Origin of the sequence: Parasphingomonas halimpatiens, from assembly GCF_036663795.1 — a bacterium.
Taxonomy (GTDB): Bacteria; Pseudomonadota; Alphaproteobacteria; order Sphingomonadales; family Sphingomonadaceae; genus Sphingomonas.
Genome location: NZ_JAXOJP010000004.1, coordinates 104,633 through 123,856, shown reverse-complemented (window position 1 = coordinate 123,856; position 19,224 = coordinate 104,633). Strand labels below are relative to the sequence as shown.

The 19,224-nt window shown below is 67.0% G+C and carries 18 protein-coding genes; 7 read left to right on the top strand and 11 right to left on the bottom strand.

The window, feature by feature from the left end; all coding sequences use genetic code 11:
* Nucleotides 1-71: 71 nt before the first annotated feature.
* From U1839_RS05920 to U1839_RS05905, 4 genes are read right to left on the bottom strand one after another with little or no spacing between them, the layout of a single operon-like run.
* Nucleotides 72-896, bottom strand: a complete 825-nt coding sequence (locus tag U1839_RS05920) for an HpcH/HpaI aldolase/citrate lyase family protein (protein ID WP_332802732.1) — start codon at nucleotides 894-896, stop codon at nucleotides 72-74.
* Nucleotides 893-2,338: an efflux transporter outer membrane subunit gene (locus tag U1839_RS05915; protein WP_332802731.1), complete on the bottom strand. Its 1,446-nt coding sequence runs from the start codon at nucleotides 2,336-2,338 to the stop codon at nucleotides 893-895. Before U1839_RS05915 ends, U1839_RS05920 begins: the two co-directional genes overlap by 4 nt.
* Nucleotides 2,335-5,514, bottom strand: a complete 3,180-nt coding sequence (locus tag U1839_RS05910) for an efflux RND transporter permease subunit (RefSeq protein ID WP_332802730.1) — start codon at nucleotides 5,512-5,514, stop codon at nucleotides 2,335-2,337. Before U1839_RS05910 ends, U1839_RS05915 begins: the two co-directional genes overlap by 4 nt.
* A 7-nt stretch (nucleotides 5,515-5,521) precedes the next feature.
* Entirely contained in the window at nucleotides 5,522-6,727 is a 1,206-nt protein-coding gene (locus U1839_RS05905) for an efflux RND transporter periplasmic adaptor subunit (RefSeq protein WP_332802729.1), read from the bottom strand.
* Between the two features lie 267 nt (nucleotides 6,728-6,994).
* On the opposite strand from U1839_RS05905, the gene U1839_RS05900 reads away from it, so the two are divergent.
* Together U1839_RS05900 and U1839_RS05895 are read left to right on the top strand one after the other, a co-directional pair.
* On the top strand, nucleotides 6,995-8,719 hold the full coding sequence (locus tag U1839_RS05900; RefSeq protein WP_332802728.1) for an ATP-binding cassette domain-containing protein: 1,725 nt from the start codon (nucleotides 6,995-6,997) through the stop codon (nucleotides 8,717-8,719).
* A gap of 70 nt (nucleotides 8,720-8,789) precedes the next feature.
* A complete protein-coding gene (locus U1839_RS05895; protein ID WP_332802727.1) occupies nucleotides 8,790-9,068 on the top strand; it encodes a PqqD family protein in 279 nt (92 codons plus the stop codon).
* A 32-nt stretch (nucleotides 9,069-9,100) separates the two neighbouring features.
* Here U1839_RS05895 and U1839_RS05890 read toward each other — a convergent pair whose 3' ends face one another.
* Complete coding sequence (locus U1839_RS05890; protein ID WP_332802726.1) at nucleotides 9,101-9,862, bottom strand: putative 2OG-Fe(II) oxygenase; 762 nt, start codon at nucleotides 9,860-9,862, stop codon at nucleotides 9,101-9,103.
* A 419-nt stretch (nucleotides 9,863-10,281) separates the two neighbouring features.
* On the opposite strand from U1839_RS05890, the gene U1839_RS05885 reads away from it, so the two are divergent.
* Nucleotides 10,282-11,118, top strand: coding sequence for a JmjC domain-containing protein (locus tag U1839_RS05885; protein ID WP_332802725.1), 837 nt, complete (start codon nucleotides 10,282-10,284; stop codon nucleotides 11,116-11,118).
* A gap of 12 nt (nucleotides 11,119-11,130) precedes the next feature.
* Here U1839_RS05885 and U1839_RS05880 read toward each other — a convergent pair whose 3' ends face one another.
* The 4 genes from U1839_RS05880 to U1839_RS05865 form a co-directional block, all read right to left on the bottom strand.
* On the bottom strand, nucleotides 11,131-11,982 hold the full coding sequence (locus tag U1839_RS05880; protein WP_332802724.1) for a sulfotransferase domain-containing protein: 852 nt from the start codon (nucleotides 11,980-11,982) through the stop codon (nucleotides 11,131-11,133).
* Nucleotides 11,979-12,962: a hypothetical protein gene (locus tag U1839_RS05875; RefSeq protein ID WP_332802723.1), complete on the bottom strand. Its 984-nt coding sequence runs from the start codon at nucleotides 12,960-12,962 to the stop codon at nucleotides 11,979-11,981. The genes U1839_RS05880 and U1839_RS05875 overlap by 4 nt, the downstream gene beginning before the upstream one ends.
* Entirely contained in the window at nucleotides 12,898-14,799 is a 1,902-nt protein-coding gene (locus tag U1839_RS05870; protein ID WP_332802722.1) for an asparagine synthetase B family protein, read from the bottom strand. The genes U1839_RS05875 and U1839_RS05870 overlap by 65 nt, the downstream gene beginning before the upstream one ends.
* A gap of 144 nt (nucleotides 14,800-14,943) precedes the next feature.
* Nucleotides 14,944-15,105: a hypothetical protein gene (locus U1839_RS05865; protein ID WP_332802721.1), complete on the bottom strand. Its 162-nt coding sequence runs from the start codon at nucleotides 15,103-15,105 to the stop codon at nucleotides 14,944-14,946.
* A gap of 344 nt (nucleotides 15,106-15,449) precedes the next feature.
* On the opposite strand from U1839_RS05865, the gene U1839_RS05860 reads away from it, so the two are divergent.
* From U1839_RS05860 to U1839_RS05845, 4 genes are all read left to right on the top strand, one after another.
* Nucleotides 15,450-15,986 (top strand): phage tail protein, encoded by a 537-nt coding sequence (locus tag U1839_RS05860; RefSeq protein WP_332802720.1) that lies wholly within the window; start codon nucleotides 15,450-15,452, stop codon nucleotides 15,984-15,986.
* Nucleotides 15,987-16,019: 33 nt separating this feature from the next.
* The gene (locus tag U1839_RS05855; protein WP_332802719.1) at nucleotides 16,020-16,553 is read left to right on the top strand and encodes a phage tail protein; all 534 of its coding nucleotides are present in this window, start codon (nucleotides 16,020-16,022) and stop codon (nucleotides 16,551-16,553) included.
* Nucleotides 16,554-16,575: 22 nt separating this feature from the next.
* The gene (locus tag U1839_RS05850; RefSeq protein ID WP_332802718.1) at nucleotides 16,576-17,136 is read left to right on the top strand and encodes a phage tail protein; all 561 of its coding nucleotides are present in this window, start codon (nucleotides 16,576-16,578) and stop codon (nucleotides 17,134-17,136) included.
* A gap of 71 nt (nucleotides 17,137-17,207) precedes the next feature.
* Nucleotides 17,208-17,618: a GNAT family N-acetyltransferase gene (locus U1839_RS05845; protein ID WP_332802717.1), complete on the top strand. Its 411-nt coding sequence runs from the start codon at nucleotides 17,208-17,210 to the stop codon at nucleotides 17,616-17,618.
* Here the strand turns inward: U1839_RS05845 and U1839_RS05840 are convergent.
* Together U1839_RS05840 and U1839_RS05835 are read right to left on the bottom strand one after the other, a co-directional pair.
* Nucleotides 17,611-17,934 (bottom strand): DUF6916 family protein, encoded by a 324-nt coding sequence (locus tag U1839_RS05840; protein WP_332802716.1) that lies wholly within the window; start codon nucleotides 17,932-17,934, stop codon nucleotides 17,611-17,613. The two genes, U1839_RS05845 and U1839_RS05840, sit on opposite strands and share 8 nt — an antisense overlap.
* Nucleotides 17,918-19,177 (bottom strand): metal-dependent hydrolase family protein, encoded by a 1,260-nt coding sequence (locus tag U1839_RS05835; protein WP_332802882.1) that lies wholly within the window; start codon nucleotides 19,175-19,177, stop codon nucleotides 17,918-17,920. Before U1839_RS05835 ends, U1839_RS05840 begins: the two co-directional genes overlap by 17 nt.
* Between the last annotated feature and the right edge of the window lie 47 nt (nucleotides 19,178-19,224).

Here is a 19,224-nt window from a genome sequence, read left to right as displayed (position 1 = left end):
CCCATTGCGTGTCGGCACCGTGACCTTCCCAACTGGGCCCCGACCTTCGTCGGGGAAGGAAAGGGAGTAGGTCAGCCCAAACCGATCACCCGCCGCGCCTGTTCGAGGTGCAGACGCTCGACCATCTCGCCGCCGAGCTGGATCGCGCCCTTGTCGGCATGTTCGGGCAGCGCGAAGGCGGCGATGACGCGTTCGGCCCAGGCGATGCGCTCGGCCGAGGGCGCGAAGGCGGCGTTGGCGATGGCGATCTGGCTGGGGTGGATCAGCGTCTTGCCGTCGAAGCCGAAGCGCGCGCCTTGTGCGCATTCCGCCGTCAGCCGATCATCGTCGCCGATCGCGTTGCACACGCCGTCTAGCGCGATCAGGCCATGGGCGCGCGCGGCCGTCACGATCGCAACGAGATGCGGCTGCAACGGCAGCCGGTCGGCGCCCGGCGTGCAGCGCATGTCCTTGGCGAGATCGTTGGGGCCGACGATCAGGCAGCGCAGATCGTTCGCCCTCGCCGCCGCGACGATCGCCGGCAGCGCGAGCATCGCGGCGCAGCTCTCGATCATCGCCCAGAGCGGCACCGGACCGAGCAGCGCGCGCGCCGCGGCGAGATCGTCGGGGCTCGACACCTTGGGCAGCAGGACGGCATCGAAGCCGGCGCCGGCTGCCGCGCGGCAGTCCTCGGCACCCCAGTCGCCGTCGAGGCCATTGATGCGCAAAACCAGCGGGCGGGCGCCGAATCCGCCCTCGCGCGCGGCGCCTACCGCTTGGTCGCGCGCGCCGGCCTTGGCCTCGGGCGCGACGGCATCCTCGAGATCGAGGATGATCGCATCGGCGGCGAGCGTGCGCGCCTTTTCGATCGCGCGCGCATTCGACGCCGGCATGAACAGCGCCGAGCGCAGGCTCATGGATTCACCGCCGCGCGGGTCGGCGCGGGCGCATCTTCCCACCCGCCGCCCAGCGCCTTGAACAGGCTGATCTGCGCGTCGGCCACCGCTGCATCGGCGGCGGCGCGCGCGGCGCGCGCATCGGCGCGGTCGCGCTCGGCCGAGATCAGCAGCAGGAAGCTGTCGGCGCCATAGTCGAAGCGCAGTTTCGACAGCCGCGCCGCCTCGCTGCTCGACTGTTCGGCGCGCGCCAGCACGGTGTCGCGGTCGAGCGCGCCGGCATAGCGCGCCAGCGCCTGTTCGGTTTCGCGCAGGGCGCCGAGGATGGTGCCGTCGAAGCGTGCGAGCTGCGCATCGGCATCGGCGCGCGCCTCACGCACGCGGGCGCGGGCGACGGTGAGGTTGGGGAAGTTCCACGAGATCAGCGGGCCGACCGAATAGGAAAAGCTCGATCCCTTGAACACGTCGCCGGCCTTGGGCGCGCCGAAGCCGATGCTGCCGAGCAGCTTGATCGACGGGAAGAGATCGGCAGTCGCGACCCCAACGCGTGCTGTGGTTGCGGCCAGCGTACGTTCCGCCGCACTCACATCCGGCCGTCGCGCGAGCAGCGCGGCGCCGTCGCCGACCGGCAGCACGACCTTCAGTCGCGGCGGCGCGGTGCAGGCATCGGCGGCGGGGTCGACCTGCTCAGGCGGCCGGCCGGTCAGCACGGCGAGCGCATAGAGCGAGACGCGGCGCTCGGCCTCGAAGGCCGGGATCTGCGCCTGGGTCTGGGCGAGCAGCACATCGGCGCGCTGGACGTCGCGCAGCGTACCGCGACCAGCGTCGAACAGCGTTTTGGTCAGGTCGAGCGTCTTGTTCTGCAGCGTGACGCTGTCGGTCGCGACCGCCTTTTGCGCGGCATTGCTGCAGGCCGTGACATAGGCACGCGCGGTTTCGGCGGCGACCGACACGCGCGCCGCGTCGAGCTGGGCCTGCGCCGCATCGGCATCGCCGCGCGCCGCCTCGATCGCGCGCGTCACGCCGCCAAACAGATCGACCTCGTAGGAGGCGTCGAAACCGAGCTGGAAGAAGTCCCCTTCGACCGCGCGCGACGCGCCACTCTGCGTCGCGTTGACGCGGCTGCGGCTATATTGCGCGCTGTTGCCCGTGGTCGGCAGCCGCGCGCCGCGCTGTTCCGACAGCACCGCGCGCGCCCGCGCCAGGCTGGCGGCGGCGACGCGGATGTCGGTGTTGTGGGCGAGCGCCTCGCTCACCAGCCGGTCGAGCGCAGGGTCGTCGTACAGCCGCCACCAATGATCGGGCAGCGGCGTCGCGTTCGCGGCGGTCGTCGCGCCGCGATCGACGAAGGCTCCGCTCGCCACGGCGGGGGTCGCGGGACGGCTATAGTTCGGCCCGACGACGCAGCCCGACAGCAGCACGGCCGCGCTCAAGGCCGGAATGTGGGCGATCGCGCGCTTCATGCGGGCACCTCCGCCGTCTCGGGCGCCGGATCGCGCGGCCGACGCTTGATCTTCGCCGCGATCCAGTCGCCGCCCTTACGGCTGAGGACGTAGAAGGTCGGCGTGAACAGCAGGCCGAAGGTCGTCACGCCGATCATGCCGAAGAACACCGCGACGCCGAGCGCGCGGCGCATCTCGGCGCCCGGGCCGGTGCCGATCACCAGCGGCAGCGTGCCGAGGATGAAGGCGATCGAGGTCATGATGATCGGGCGCAGACGCTGTTCGGCGGCGTGTTCGGCGGCGGCATGGAGTTCCATGCCGTCGAGCTCGTTCTGCCGCGCGAACTCCACGATCAGGATCGCGTTCTTGGCGGCGAGACCGATCAACACGACGAGGCCGATCTGGGTCAGGATATTATTGTCCATGCCCATCAGATCGACCCCGACGATCGCCGCCAGCAGGCACATCGGCACGATCAGGATCACCGCGAAGGGCAGCACGAGGCTCTCATAGTTCGCCGCCAGCAGCAGGAACACGAACAGCACCGCGAGCCCGAACACCAGCACGCCGGTATTGCCGGCCTGTTGCTGCTGGAAGGCAAGCTCGGTCCATTCGAAGCTCATCCCCTTGGGCAGGATCTCGCCCGCCAGCTTGGCCATCGTCGCAAGGCTCTGCCCGCTCGAATAACCGCGCAACGTATCGCCCTGCAATTCCGCCGAAGGATAGAGATTGTAGCGCACGACGCGGTACGGCCCGCTGTCGTTCTTCATCGTCAGCACCGCGTCGAGCGGCACCATCTGGCCCGAGGCCGAGCGCGTCTTGAGGTGCCCGATGTCGGAGACCTGGTCGCGGTACGGCGCATCGGCCTGCGCCGTCACGCGATAGGTGCGGCCGAGAAAGTTGAAGTCGTTGATGTAGCTCGAACCGAGATAGGTACCGAGCGTCGAGAAGACGTTGGCCACGGGCACGCCGAGCTGCTCGGCGCGCTCACGGTCGATATCGGCGAACAGCCGCGGGGTACGCGTGTTGAAGGTGGTGAAGGCCGAGGTGATGCCGGGGGCCTGGTTGGCCTTCATCATCATGCCGAACGCCGCGCCTTCGAGCGCCTTGTAGCCGAGGTTGGAACGGTCCTCGATCAGCATCTTCCAGCCGCCGCCCGTGCCGATACCGCGCACCGGTGGCGGCGGGACGACGAGCAGCAGGCCGTCGTTGATCGAACCGAGCGCCTGGCGCAGCTGGTTGGCGACATCGTCGGCGCCCTTGCGGTCGCCATGCGGCTTGAGCGCGACGAACATCGCGCCGGCATTGGGCGCGGTCGAGAAGGTCGCACCGTCGAGCCCGGCAAAGGCGACGGTCTTCGCGACCGCCGGGTTGTTCAGCGCGACCTTGGCGGCGCGCTGGATCACATCGGTGGTGCGCTGGAGCGAGGCACCCGGCGGAAGCTGCGCGACGACGATCAGATAACCCTGATCCTGCGCCGGGATGAACCCGGTCGGGGTCGCGCCGAAGCGCCAGCCGGCCAGCGCGATCAGCGCGAGATAACAGACGCCGACCACCGCGAGCGAGCGCACCGCGCGCTTGGTGAAACGGCCATAACGCGCGCCGAGCCGGGTGAAGCCGGCATTGAAGCCGCGCGCGAACCGCGTCGACAGGCCACGCCAGCCGGGGCGCGGCTCGCCCTCGTGCTTGGGCTTGAGGATCAGTGCGGCGAGCGCCGGCGACAGCGTCAGCGAGACGAATGCCGAGATCGCGGTGGCCGAGACGATGGTCAGCGCGAACTGCTGGTAGAATTGCCCCGAAATGCCGGGGATGAAGCTGGTCGGGATGAAGACGCCGCACAACACCAGCGCGATCGCGATCAGCGCGCCCGACACCTCGTCCATCGTTTCGTGCGCGGCCTCGCGTGGACTGAGACCCATTTCCTCCATCAGCCGCTCGATATTCTCGACCACGACGATCGCGTCGTCGACGACGATGCCGATCGCCAGCACCATGCCGAACAGCGACAGGTTGTTGAGGCTGAAGCCGAACACCGCCAGCACCGCGAGGCTGCCGATAAGCGACACCGGGATGGCGATGATCGGGATCAGCGCGGCGCGCCAGCTCTGCAGGAACAGCAGCACGACCAGCGCGACGAGGATCAGCGCCTCGAACAGGGTATGCTGCACCGCCTCGATCGAGGCCTGGATATAGTCGGTCGGGTTATAGGGGATCGAATAGGTCATCCCCGGCGGGAACGACCCGGAGGCGCGGGCAATCTCGGCCTTGACCGCCTCGGCGGTGGTCAGCGCGTTCGAGCCCGGCAGCTGGGTGATCGCCAGCGCGGTCATCGGCTTGCCGCTGAGCAGCGCGTTGATGCCGTAATCCTGCGCGCCAAGCTCGATCCGCGCGACGTCGCGCAGCCGCGTCAGCCTGCCCTGGTCGTCGCGCTTGATGATGATGTCGCCGAACTGCTCCGGCGTGCTCAGCCGCCCGGTCGCCTGGATGCCGAGCTGGAAGGCGGTGCCGCCCTGGTTGAACGGCGGCTGACCGACCGCGCCGACGGCGGCCTGGGTGTTCTGCGACCGAACCGCGCCGGTGATCTCATCGACGGTGAGGTTGCGCGAGGCGGCGCGATCGGGGTCGATCCACACGCGCATATTATAGTCGCGCCCGCCAAAGATGCGCACGCCGCCGACGCCGGGGATGCGGGCGAGCCGGTCGATCATCTGCGTGGTGGCATAGTTGGAGACATATTGCTGATCGAGCGAGCCGTCGGGCGAGGTCAAGGCGGCGACGAGCAGGATGTCGGGCGAGTTCTTGAGCACCGTCACGCCGATCTGGCGGACCTGGTCGGGCAGACGCGGTTCGGCGGTCGAGACGCGGTTCTGCACCAGCACCTGCGCCTGGTCGATGTTGGTGCCCTGCTTGAAGGTCACCGTGATGGCGAGGCTGCCGTCACCGGTCGCCGAGGAGGACATGTAGATCATGCTCTCGACACCGTTGATCGATTCCTCGAGCGGCGCGGCGACGGTTTCGGCGAGCGTCTCGGCATTGGCGCCGGGATAGGTCGCGCTGACCACGACGGTCGGCGGCGCGATCTCGGGATATTGCGCGACCGGCAGCCCGGGATAGGCGACCACCCCAAACACGACGATCAGGATCGACAACACCGCCGCGAAGATCGGCCGGTCGATGAAGAAATGGGGGAATTTCATCGCCGGCTCAGCGCGCCGTGGCTTCGGACGGCGGCGGCGCGCTTTCCGGCGATGACCCGGGTGCCGTGTCGGGCGCACGCGGCTTGAGCTTCACCAGCGCGGCGACGACCGCCATGCCCGGCTGGAGCGTGGTGATCCCCTCGATCACGACGCGTTCGGTCGGCGCGAGGCCGTTCTTGATGACGCGCAGCCCCTCGACCTGCGGGCCGGTCTGGACCGGGCGCGGGGCGACCTTGCCGTCGCGGCCGACGACATAGACGATCTTGCGCGTCTGGTCGGTCAGGATCGCCTCGTCGGGGATCAGCATCGCATGATAGGTGCCCGAGCCGAGGAGCCTGGCCCGGCCGAACATGCCGGGGGTCAGGAAACCGCCCGGGTTGGCGACGACGGCATGGGCGCGGATCGTTCCCGAATTGGTGTCGATGGCATTGTCGACGAAATCCATATGGCCGTGCCAGCGATAGCCCGACTCATCGGCCAACTGGATCTCGACGGGATTGGGCGTGTTGCGCGACGAGCCGCGCTCGCCGCTGCGATCCTGGCGGAGATATTTGAGGTAGAAGCTTTCGGCGCCTTCGAACGAGAACCAGATCGGGTCGATCGAGACGACGCGGGTCAGGACGGTCGTGCCGTCCTGCGCATAATTGCCCTTGCTGACGCGGCGGTCCGACACCCGCCCGGCGATCGGCGAGCGGACGGTGGTGAAGCCGATATTGAGCGCGGCGGTGCGCGCGGTCGCCTGGGCGGCGGCGAGATCGGCGGCGGCGGTGCGCACCGCTGCCTGCTTGGTCTCATATTCTTCCTTGGCGATCGCCTGTGCCGCCAGCAGCTTTTCGGCGCGGGCGAGTTCCGACTGCGCATTGACCAGCGCAGCATTGGCCTTGGCGGCCTGCGCGCGAGCTTGGGCGAGCGTGGCGGCATAGGGACGCGGATCGATGATGAAGAGCGGCTGGCCCTGGCTGACATGCTGGCCGTCGGTAAACAGCACGCGATCGATCGTTCCCGAGACGCGTGGCCGCAACTCGACATCCTGGATCGCCTCGAAGCGGCCGACATATTCGTCCCAGTCGACGACGTCGCGCGCCAGCGGCGTCGCCACCGTGACATGCGGCGCCGGTGGCGCCTGGTTCTGGTTACCCTTGCCGCATGCGGCGAGCGTCAGCATCATCGAAGCGGCGAGTAAAACCCGCCCCCGGCCGTTGGCCTTGGTCATCAGCGTTATTCCCCGTCACGCGCCAGGTCATCGCAGCCGTCCCCCCGGTGCGCGGTCCGCCGGTCCATGCTGCGGTTGAATCGCTCCGTATGTTCGGGAAAAATGCGGTGGCCAACATCGAACCGCAAGGGCCGGTCGGCCGACCTTCCCGCAAGACATTGTTTATATGCGACAATAAACTTGATCGGCATCAAGTACCGTGCGCGGCGGCGGGGCTCTGCGCGGCTACCATTGCCGCCATCGCATCCGAACCCTAGGAGGGCGACGATGCCGAACGTCCCGCGTCTCTCCGCGATCAAGCCGTTGCTGCGGGCGACGCGTGGTTTTTTCGGCTCCTTCGCGCATTATGCCGGACTCAAGGGATGGGCAGCCGCCGCGCTGGTCGGGCTGGCTGCGATCCTCGACGGCGCGGGGTTGCTGCTGCTGATCCCGATCATCGACGCGGTCGTCGCATCACCGGGCAAACCGTCGCGCACGACGATGCTGCTCGAGGCCGCCGGCGCGCATACCCCGCTGGTGCGGCTGGCGATCATGCTCGCGCTGTTCGTCGCGCTGGCGCTGGTGCGCGCGGTGGTACTTTATGCCCGCGAAATGGCGCTGGCGCGCCTGCAGAGCGGTTTCGTCGAAAGCCTGCGCAACCGGCTGATGCGGCGGCTCGCCGGAGCGCCGTGGCACCGCGTCGCCGCGCTGCGCCATGCGCGGATCACCAGCCTGATGACCAGCGAGGTGGCGCGCATTTCCGGCTCGGCGCAATATCTCATCCAGGGCAGCGTTGCGGTGGTGATGCTGGTGGTGCAAGGCGCGCTGGCCTTTGCGCTGGCGCCGTTGCTCGCGCTCGCCACCACGCTGCTGGTGCTGTTCGGCGCGCTGCTGGCGCTGCTCGCCCAGGGACGCATTCGCGATCTCGGCGCGGGCATGGTCGGTGCCAACATCGCGCTGATGGGTAGCACCAGCGGCTTTCTCGGCGGCCTGAAGGCCGCCGCCGCGCAGAACGCGCAATCCGCCTTTGTCGATGAGTTCGAGACGATCCAGCGCGAGGTGCGGGCGCGCGGCCTGAGCTTCGCGCAACGCCAGGCATCGAGCCGGCGGATCTTCTCGATCGGCTCGGCGCTGATGGGCGCGACCGTCATCACGATCGGCTTCGCCGCGGGCGTGGCGCCCGCCGTGCTGATCACCATCGTCGTGATCTTCTCGCGCATGGCAGCCCCGGCGCAGACGCTGCAGATGGCGGCGCAGAATTTCTTCTTCGCGCTGCCGGCGTTCGAGGCGGTGCAAGCCTTCGAGCGCGAGCTTGATGGCGGCGAGTGCATGAGCGGCGTTACCGCGTCAGCCCCCTCGGGCGCCATAGAAGCGCGCCGCGTAACCTATCTCCACGATGGTGGCGGCGGCGTGCGCGATGTCAGTTTCGTCATCGCGCCTGGCAGTTTCACGGGCATCGCCGGGCCATCGGGCGCGGGAAAGACGACGCTGGTCGATCTGCTCATCACGCTGCTGCTCCCGCAGTCGGGCGAGATCCGCGTCGGCGACACGCCGCTGCGTGGCGACCATGCGATCGCTTGGCGCAACGGACTGGCCTATGTCCCGCAGGAAGGTTTCCTGTTCCACGACAGCGTGCGGCGCAATCTCAGCTGGGGATCGCCCGCGCTCGACGAGGCGTCGCTGTGGCAGGCGCTCGACTTTGTCGGTGCCGAGGCGCTGGTCCGCGCTTTGCCCGAGGGGCTGGACACCGTCGTCGGCGAGCGCGGTGCGCGGCTTTCGGGGGGCGAGCGCCAGCGGTTGGCGATTGCCCGCGCGCTGCTGCGACGTCCCCGCCTGCTGGTGCTCGACGAGGCGACCAACGCGATCGACGCGGCGAGCGAGGCGGCGCTGCTCGATCGGCTCGCGGCGCTGGAACCGCGCCCTACGATCGTGATGATTTCGCACCGCGCCGAGACCATGGCCTATTGCGACAGGGTCATCACGATCGAAGGCGGGACGATCGTCGCGCGCTAGCCCCTTGCCATCGCGGGCGAAGCGGACGAAATCTGTCCGGGCAGGGCCAGAACCGGGGCGGGGGCAAACAATGACCATCACCGACGACATGACGATTTCACAGACCGGCAACGCGCTGTCGACCGAGATTGACGGTGAGATCGTCCTGATCGGCCTTGAAACCGGACGCTATTTCGGTCTCGACGCGATCGGCACCGCGATCTGGAAGCGGATCGAGCAACCCTGTCGCCTCGACGCGCTGCTGACGGGACTGGCCGACGATTTCGAAGGCGATCCGGCGTTGATTGCGGCCGAGACACGGGCATTTCTCGAACAGCTGGTCGAACGGGACCTCGCGCGCGCCGCGTGACGGCGAATGGCATCGGCGGGGCGCGCCGTGCGCTACGCGCTGCCCGATGGCGAAGCCCGCTCCGCCAGTGCCAGCGGCACAATGTCGAAGGCGATACAGATGCGCTCCTCGTCGATGCCCATCGGCTCGGTGTCGTGGATGAAATAGCTTGGCATCAGCACGAGCGTTCCGGGCTCGGGTGCAATGAATCGCTCCTGCCAGCCGTCCGCCCCCGTTAGCCCGAGCGAAGGCCGCGGCCCCATCCGCAGCCATCCGACATTGCCGGTTTGGCGCGACGCGGGGGGACGAACGACATAATAGATTCCGCTCAGCCATCCCTCGGGATGGATGTGCGACGCGTGATACGAGGTTCCACCCGACACCAGCGCCCAGCCGGCGATCTTGAACGCGGTCGGCGCAGTGCGGACGAAAGGATGGCCGGCGCCAGCGGGAAGCGCCGCAATGTAGCGCTCGACCCGGGAGCGAATGATCTCGCGCAATTGCCATGCGGCCGGCCGCTCGGGGCGGAGGAGATCGGCGTGCCACCACGCATCGTTCATCGCCGCGTTCTTTTCCCGACCGAAATAGGTCATGCCGGCCTTGATCTCGTCGACGAGGTGCGCGTGAAAGGTGTTGCGGTCGTAGCCGGTGGGCGGCTCCACCGTTTCGCAACGCAGGAATGCGTCATAATCCATGAGGTACGCGACATCGCTGCTATTCCCGAGAATGGCCTCGGCAATCACATGCGCCGCGATGACCTGGGAATACATCACCCCGCGTGTGAGAAGGGCATCGGTACGCGCGCGCAGCGCCATTGCCGCGTCACGCTGCGATTGCCCGTTTTGACAGGCCAAATCAGGATAAGCGCAGGGCTTTGCCTGATAGGCCCGACGCACGACGTCGGCATATTCGTCATAGGCACCCCGTTCCGCCAGCGCATCGGCCAGCGCGTACAAAAGCTCGGGTGACTTTGGTCGCTGGCTCACCGCCTCGCGCAACAGCGCCAGATGAGCCTGTTCCCGCGTCGATGGCTTCAGCATATTCTGCACGTTCCCCCCGGGCGGGCCCTCGCCATGTCACGCAGCACGATCATCCTGCGATGCGCGACATATGCGCCGAACGCGCCAGACGCATGCGTGACAGGACAAGGCATATCGTTACCATTGCCGCTGTCAAACACTCCCCTTAAGCGGGGTAGCCGAGGCGACGGACGATGATTGGGGACCTTGCAGGATTGATTGCGCCGCTGTCGGTAGACGCGTTTCGCAAGCATCTCGCGCGACGCGTACCGCTGTCACTGCACAGCGACGGCGATGTCGCGACGCTTCTCGACTGGGATGGCTTTTTCGACGCCGCACTCCGCGACGATTTTCCCGCCCGACGCCTTCGCGTGACCAAGGAGGCCCGCCTGTTGCCAACCATTTTCTATCGTCACGACGGTAAGGTGAGACGCGATGTCGTCGCCAAGGTATTGGAGGGTGGCGGTAGCCTGATCGCCTACGACTTGCACAGCTTCGTAACGGCGCTGGCGCGACTGGTCGCATCGGCCGCAGCCGAGACGGGCGAGCATGTCCTCTGCGCGGCAATCGCCGGCACCGGCGAGCACGGTGCCTTGCCGGTGCATTATGATGACGGGGACCTGCTGATCATCCAGATCGCCGGCAGCAAGCAATGGATCGTCCATGCCGATCCGATGATCGACCCGGTGGTCGGCGCACGACATGTGCAGTCCGACGCGGCACCCGTGCCGCTGCTCGACACGGTGCTCGCACCGGGCGACATGCTGCTGCTGCCTGCGGGCTATCGTCATCACTGCATGGTGGCGGGCGAGCGGTCGCTCCATATTGGGCTGCTCTTCTATCCGCTGACCGCGCCGCGCGTGCTGGACCTGATGATGCGCGATATGTTCGACTCAGCCTTGGCTCGACGCCCGATCCGCGGGGACGCTGAGAGGGAGCCCGACCAGGAAGCAGCGCTCAAGCGCCTGCTGCTGGAGCGGATCGAGCGGCTGTCGCTGGCCGAACTGCGCACCGCGCACCGGACGGTGGCTTTGCCCGCGGGACTGGCCTGAGGGCGGCCGGTCTCAGAGATAGCCGAAGCGGCGCATCACCGCTGCGTGGTCGCGCTCGATCGTCGCAGCCTGCTCGGCCGTCAATATGTCGCGCCAGCCACCCGCCCGACCCGACACGAAGAACTGCGATGCCGTGTCGGGGATCTCGGAAAAGCTGGTCTGCCGCTCTTGCGCTGCCAGGCGATCGAAGCGCGACGCCTCGATCGCGCCGGCGATCGCCTCGGGCGAAGTCGTCCAGCCGATATGCGCTGCCATACGCGCCAGGGTACCGGCGAGGTCGGCATGCATATCTTCATAGCGCACGACCAGCGGGGCCAGACCCGAATCGTCGACCCAGCCGGTGACATGCGCCGACCAATGGCCCAGCCGCTGGGCGATGCTGCTGACGCTTTTCGTACGACTGCTGGCCATTTTCGACGTCGCATCGGCGAGGTTGCCGATGCTCCAGTCAATCGACCTGCTGTTGAAGCGCGCCCAGGAAATGGCGACATCGCGGGGATCGCGGATGATGTAGATCGCGCCCCGCGTGTGGGAGCGATCGAAGATCGGACGCCCCGCGCTGTTGCGAAACCAGCAATCATGGACCTTGAGCAACTGGGGCTCGTCGCCCAGCGCGGCGATGGCATCGTGCAGGGCCGGGCGCAGGAACTCGAGCTCGTCGAGTGTCAGATTACCCGCCTCGACTTCGAGAACCTTGTCGAACATCAGGCGCGTGGTCGGCATCTTGAAAAAACCGACCACCTCGTTGAGATCGAGATGCGCGCCGCCTTCGCGCAGCGAAAGGAGCGCGATGCGCGCCCAGGTGTTGCCGGACTTGGGATAGGAAGCGAGCCAGTGCACGCCACCCCGTCGTCCTGCCGTCATCGCGCGGCCCGCACCGTCATGACGATCTCGTCGATCGATTCGTCGAGGCGGTCGAACGCAATGGGGCGTTCGAGGACGAAATGACCGGGAATGTTGCTCGCAGCGATTGCCGTGCGTGCGAGCGCGCCGGTCGGACCCGCCACGCCCACCAGCGACTTCCAGCGAAACACCTGGCGCTGGAGTTCGTCCACGGCGGGGCGCCCGCGAAGCCGCCGGAAGCGCGCGCCGCCGAGCTTCACCCACTGGCGACGGAGATGGAAGATGGCGCGCGGGGGCAGCGGCTTGACCGCCGGTTCGCCATGCAGCGACCTGCTGAATTTCTCGAGCCCGGCCCGGCAGCGTTCCAGATCGTCGGCATTCCAGCCGGCATTGTCGACAGCATCCTTCCACAAGCGAATGCGGCGCAGGCTCGGCAGGATGAGGGGGCCCTCGGCCGTGATCTGAATGGGCGAAACATCGTCGGAAAGGACGACATGACCACGCCGCGCAAACGCGTCGGCGAGGGTCGACTTGCCTGCGCCCGATGCGCCGGCGAAGATGACCGCTTCGCCGTCGATGTCGACCGTCGCGCCATGGATCGGCAGCACCCCGCGCTGATGGCATAGAAAACCAAGGCCGCTGCCGAGCAGGAACAGCCTGATGTCGGGCGAGTCCTTGGGGAGCACCGGCGCCACGGTAATGCGACAGCCATCTGTCACCAGATAGTCGGCCACCCCGTTGACGCTGAAATGGGCCGAACCGTTCGCATCGATCGAAACCAGGGGGGTGACCATGGTGGGAGAGGCGAGCGGCGCCACGTCTCCGATGTCGATGACGATATCCGCGGCACGATCGTCGCCGGCCCATATCGGCAGATCGGGCAAGGAAATCGCGCTGTCGACCCGCCAGCCGCACAGGTCGTAATCGCCACCACGGTTACTCATTCCCACCCTCATACCAGCGCAGGAACCCGCCAATCGATATGCCCCGCGCCAGCGCATAACCGTATACCTGTTTTTGCGACATCGCCGTCTCCGCGTCCGGCCAATCGTCGAGCAGCGCCTTCATGCGTGGCACGTCGACCACGCGGCTGGCGAGCGGGGAGCGCCCGATCCGTTCGACCGCTGCCGCCAGCCCCTCGCGACGCCGCGATGCCAGTTCGTACCATTCGGGGCATTGCACGCCGCGCCGTCGCTCCGACACCAGCTCCGCCGGCAACCGATCGGCCAGCACACGTCGCGCGAGCCAGCGATCTTCTCCGGCGTTCCAATACTGGCTGTTGGGAACGCCGAGGGTGAACTCGACCAGCCGCCGATCGGCATAGGGATCGACCGTCGCGACATCGCCGGCGCGGCGGTTGGCGGCGCGCTTGTCACGATTGCGCTGGTCCTGAAGCCCACGAAACCGGGCGACCTTGTCGGTGATCTTACCCTGAAACGGCACGTCGTGATCCGTCCCGCGAGTCAGCGCCGCGTAGTCGATCGACGCCAGAAAATCGTCGGAGACCATGCTGTAGAGCGCCCAGGGCGAACGATCCCCCGCCGCGCGCTGCGCGCGCCGAACCATCAGCGAGCGCGGAAGCAGCGGCTTGACGACGTGCCCGGCAAGAAAGCGATGCAAAGGCTGGCGACGCTGCGCCGCCGCCGTCGTCGCGCCACGCCATGCGAGTCCCCAATGTCCGGTCAGCATATCGGCGGCAAAGTGCGGTCGTCCACCCCAGGAGAGCGTCGCATTGCCGCAGCCGCCGGCGAACATCAGCGACACATGCGCTGCCCGCGCAGCTTCCTGGATCGGTTCAAACCAGCTGGCGTTGAGACCGCGCGCCCGCGGCACGACATATTTCGCGGCATCGATTTCCGGCTCGACATCGGCGGCATATTGCCGGTCGCCGTCAATCACGGTCAGCGCGATCGTCGGGTAGCGCGCCACCACCGCATCGACGAGCGCGCGTTCGTCCATCGTCTCGTAGAGATGCGGTGCGCCCGGCGTGCGGTGGTATGCATCGAATCCCGTATCGCCCAGCAGACGCGCAGCGGTCGCTGCCAGGCCCGCCGAATCGAGCCCGCCCGACAATTGCACGCCGAGGCGACCGTCCGTCGGCAGTCGGCACGCGACAGCCCGATCGAGCAGCGCGCGCCCGGCCGCCACATAATCGTCGTCGCGCTTGAAGCGTACCGGCGCGATGTGATCCACCGTCCAGTATAGCGATTTGCGTAACCGCCCGTGCTCGACCACCACCATGCCCCCCGGTGGCACCCGGCGGATGTGGCGATAAATCGTGGTTTCGTTGTCGGGCAACTGGATCGTCAGATATTGCGCCAGGACGACGTCGTCGATCTCGCGCGATACCTCGGGGAGCGCGAGCAACGTCTGCAGCGACGACGCAAAGATCAGATAATGCGGATGCTCGACGTAAAAGAGCGCGCGTGTGCCCAGCCCGTCGCGCGCGAGGACGAGCCGATCCGCGGCTTCGTCCCAATGCGCGAAAGCGAAGCTGCCGTTCAGGCGCTCGGCAGCGGCGAGACCCCAGCGCTCGCATGCTGCCGCCACCACGGAGGCGTCGTCGCGCCGCTGCCCGCCGAGCCCCAGCGCGGCAGCGATCTCGCCCGGCTCATCCAGGCGGCAATCGGCAACGACCAGCGCGTCGCCGCCGATCCGCAGCGGTTGCGTTGCAAGGCGCCGGTCATCGTGTCGCAAGGGCAGATGGCGCAAGGCGATGCCGCCGGAAACGATGCAGCGCCCCGCGCCACCGCCGGCAAGATTGCCCCCGAGACGCGCGATGATCGCGGGGTCTACTGCCCCGCGCCCCCACGGGAGGACCCCGACAAACTCGCTCACTGAACTACCAGAGCTCGACCACGGTCATGGGCGCGCGGGTTTCATCCCACACCGGGCGAAACTCTTTCACCCCATCATTCCCGAACATCGCGCGCTTCCCTGCAAAAAATCAGCGCGCCGGACCCGCATCGCAGGTCCGTGCGATCAGCTTACGCCCGTGGTAGGATGCGTTGGATCGGCGCCGTCGCTGCCGGCCGTCTGGATCGTGCCAAAGGTCACTTCGGAAATTCCCGCGTCGCTCAGGGTCGGCGTGCGCCATACCGGTCGCGGGGCCTGAGCGTCGATCCTTTCACGATTGTCGGTCATTAGTTCCCCCTTGAATCTGGTGCCACGGCTACTTGCGAGGCTTGTTCGAACCTCGCTGATATGGCGGAAAATCTTGCCTGAAACAATCGCAAATTCGCTTTGCGACTACTAGCGAAACGGACCTAATAAATTACTTGACGCGCCCCCCGGGGCGGTGGCTAAATCACCCGGCGCGGACGGTGTGGGGTTTTTCAGGCTCACATGGCGGCGCCTGTTATTCACGTTTTTCGTCATGATGCTTTCGTGCGCATGTTGTCGTTTGTCAGATGCGACGATCAGTGGCGAAGCGAGCCGTGCGAGCCGTCCCGCGGGACGTCAGCACATCTGTTGAAGGGGGAGAGCCGATGTCACAACCGTTTATGGGAGAAATTCGCGCCTTCGGCTTTGGGTTCGCGCCTAAGGCATGGGCAATGTGCAACGGCCAGCTTCTGTCGATTCAACAGAACCAGGCGCTGTTCTCGTTGCTGGGCACCAATTACGGCGGCAACGGCACGACCAACTTCGCGCTGCCCGACCTGCGCGGCCGCGCCGCTCTCTCCTACGGACAGGGCCCGGGTCTGAGCACCTATGTCATCGGCGAGCCGACCGGCACCGAGAATGTGACGTTGCTGTCGACCCAGATCCCGCAGCACACCCATTTATGGACCGCCAATTCGGCGGCGGGCGATGTCGCCACGCCGTTGGGCAATTTCCTCGCCGGCGCGATCGATACGGCAGGGCTGGCGCAAAAGACCTATGGCGCCGCCGGCGGCGCGACTGTGCCGCTCGCGACGGGGATGTTGGCCGCGATCGGCAACAATGTCGGGCACCAGAACATGCAGCCCTATCTCGTGGTGAATTATTGCATTGCGCTGCAGGGCATCTTCCCCTCGCGCAACTGATCGCCCGAAACCGCTTATTCGAAGGATTGGATAATGGCTCAACCTTTTCTTGGCGAGATCAAGCTGTTCGCCGGCAATTTCCAGATTCGCGGCTGGGCATATTGCAACGGCCAGCTGCTCTCGATCGCGCAGAATGATGCGCTCTACACGCTGCTCGGCACGACCTATGGCGGCGACGGCGTCAACACCTTCGCGCTGCCCAACCTGCAGAGCCGCGTCGCGCTGCACCAGGGGACGGGCGGCGGGTTGACCACCCGGGTGCTGGGCGAATCGTCGGGCGTGGAGAATGCCTCGGTGTCGCAGGCCCAGTTGCCGAACCACACGCACCAGACGATCGCGCTGACCGGGGCGGCAACCCTCACGAACCCGGCCAATGCACTGCCGGCGGCACCGGCGGCGCCCGCGCTGCTTTACCTGAGCGGCAGTTCGTCGGGCAACACCGACACGCCGCCGAACGCAGCCTCGGTCACATCGGCCGGCAACAGCGTGCCGCACAACAACATCATGCCCATCCTCGCGTTGAACTATCTCATCGCGCTCGAGGGCGTTTACCCGCAGCAGAACTAGGCTCGTAAGGGGGAGAAAATCCGTGTCTGATCCATATATCGGCGAAATCCGCCCCTTCGGGTTCAACTTCGCACCACGCAACTGGATGTTCTGCCGCGGGCAGCTTCTGGCGATCTCGTCGAACACCGCCTTGTTCTCGATCATCGGGACCTATTATGGCGGCAACGGCACGTCGAATTTCGCGCTGCCCAACCTGCAGAGCCGCCTCGCGCTCGGCATGGGGACGGGTTCAGGGCTGAGCACTTATGTGATCGGCGAGGAGACGGGCGAGGAGAATCATCTCCTGCTGTCGACCGAGATGGCGGCGCACAGCCACACGCCCGACACCAAGGTTCAGCCGCCGGCGGGCGCTGGCACCAACATGCACACCGTTCCGCAGGCCGGCGATTACCTAAGCCGGTACAACGGGGTCGCCACTACCATAAACAAGACCTGGAACAACCCGCCACTGCAAAATGCGACGACGCTGCACCCCAGCTTCATCGGCCTTGCGGGTGGCAACCAGACGCACCCCAACATCCAGCCCGTCCTGGCGATCAACTATTGCATCTGCACCCAGGGTGTCTTCCCGGCGCGCAACTGACGCCTGGCGCCATCACACTGAGACCCGAGACGGCGGAGGACGAAGCGTTCCTCCGCCGTCTTAATATTGCCGTGCGCTGGAACGAATTCGCGGCACTTCCGCTGCCCGCAGACCAGAAGGTCGCGCTGCTTCAACAGCAATATGACGCGCGCCATGCCGGATATCGCGCGGATTACCCCGATGCCGACTTTCAGGTCGTCGAACGCGACGGTGCGCCGATCGGGCGATTCTATGTCCAGCGCGGAAAGCGCGAGCATCGCCTGGTCGATATCGCGATCCTGCCCGAGCATCACGGACAAGGCATCGGTGCTGCCCTGATCGACATCTTGCTGGCAAGCGCTGCGCGCGCGGGGGCGACCGCCACGCTACGCGTCGATCACCGCAACCCGGCCAAGCGTCTCTACCTGCGCAAGGGTTTTGTCGATATCGAGGATCTCGGGCTCGACGCACTGATGCGCTGGACGGCACCCTCGGCTAGTTGAACAGCACCTCATAGCGGAAGCCGCCGGTCGGGCTGTGGCCGAGCGCAGACGGCGTCATCCACTGCGGCCCCATCACCGGGTGATCGAACTCGATGATGTTGGTGATCATCGCGTCGTCGCGAATGCCATCGAAGATCAGACTGAACGCGTGGCGATAGCCTTCGGGCGGCGCGCGGCGCGACGGCGTCGCCTCGACCAACGTCAGCCGGTCCTCGAAGTCGCCGGACCGGGCGATGAACTCGCTCCCGACATGCGGGGCGAAGTCCTCGACCGTCAGCATCACCCGCGGTGCGTTCTCATCATGGCTGGCGGACAATCTGGCCTCCCTTCATTACCCATCGCACCGCCCGGACGGCGGCAATATCACGTGTCGGATCACCTTGTACCGCGATGAGATCGGCGAACAAGCCGGGTTTCACCGCGCCAAGCCGATCGGCCACGTGAAAATAATGCGCATTGCCCGATGTGGCCGCGACCAGAACCTCGGCTGGCGGCATACCGGCCGCGACCATCAGCAGCATCTCGCGGGCATTGTCGCCATGCGCAAACACCCCGACATCGCCGCCCATGCAGATCGGCACCCCGGCCGCACGCGCCAGCGCGAAGCTGCCACGATTCTGCGCCACTGCTTCGGGCACCGGATCGCCGCCCTTCCAGCCGCGATAGCGCGAAACGGCATCCGACGCAGCGAGTGTCGGGCACAAGGCGATATGCTTCGCCGCCATCGCCGCGAAAATCTCGCGCGTGCCGCCATAGCCATGCTCGATGGTGTCGGCACCGGCGGCGATCGCACGGCGCATGCCCTCGGGCGTCGATGTGTGGACCGCGACGATGCGCCCCGCGTCATGCGCCGCCGCCACCGCCGCCTTCACCTCGTCGAGCGAGAGGGTCGGCATGCTCGGCTCACCGGGCCGCCAGCGATAGTCGCCATAGAGCTTTACCACATCCGCGCCTGCCGCAATCTGGCGCCGTACCGCCGCGACGATCGAATCGACTCCGCTGACTTCTTCCGCCCCCTGCGGAATCGCCACACCGGGCTCGAACCCCTTCGGGCCATAGGCACCGAGCGCGACGATGGCACGCGTCGCCACGAGCAAGCGCGGCCCGGGCACGATGCCCTGGTCGATCGCTGCCTTGAGCCCGACATCGGCATAGCCGGCGCCCTCGGTGCCGAGATCGCGTTCGGTGGTGAAGCCCGCCAGCAACGTCGCCCGCGCCTGCGCCACCGCCCGCGCGGTGCGCAGCGCGAGCGGTTCGTGCAGCACCTGGTCGTCCCAGCTGGTCTCGTCATAGGGATGGAGGAACAGATGGCCATGGCCCTCGATCATGCCCGGCATCAGCGTCTCGCCGGCCAGGTCGATCACGCGCGCATCGGCCGGCGCGCTGAGGTTCGGGCCGACCGCCACGATCCTGTCGCCCGCGACCAACACCTGCCAGCCGGGATGTGTCACAGGGTCGATGCCGTCGAACACCGCGGCCGGGCGCAACAGTGTCGCAGGCACCGGGTCGGCGTCGGCCGGCGTGGCGAGCAGCATGGCGAGCAGCGCGCAGATCTTCATGCCGTCATCCCCATGCTTGTCGCCCGCGCCCGCGCCCGATAGCGTCG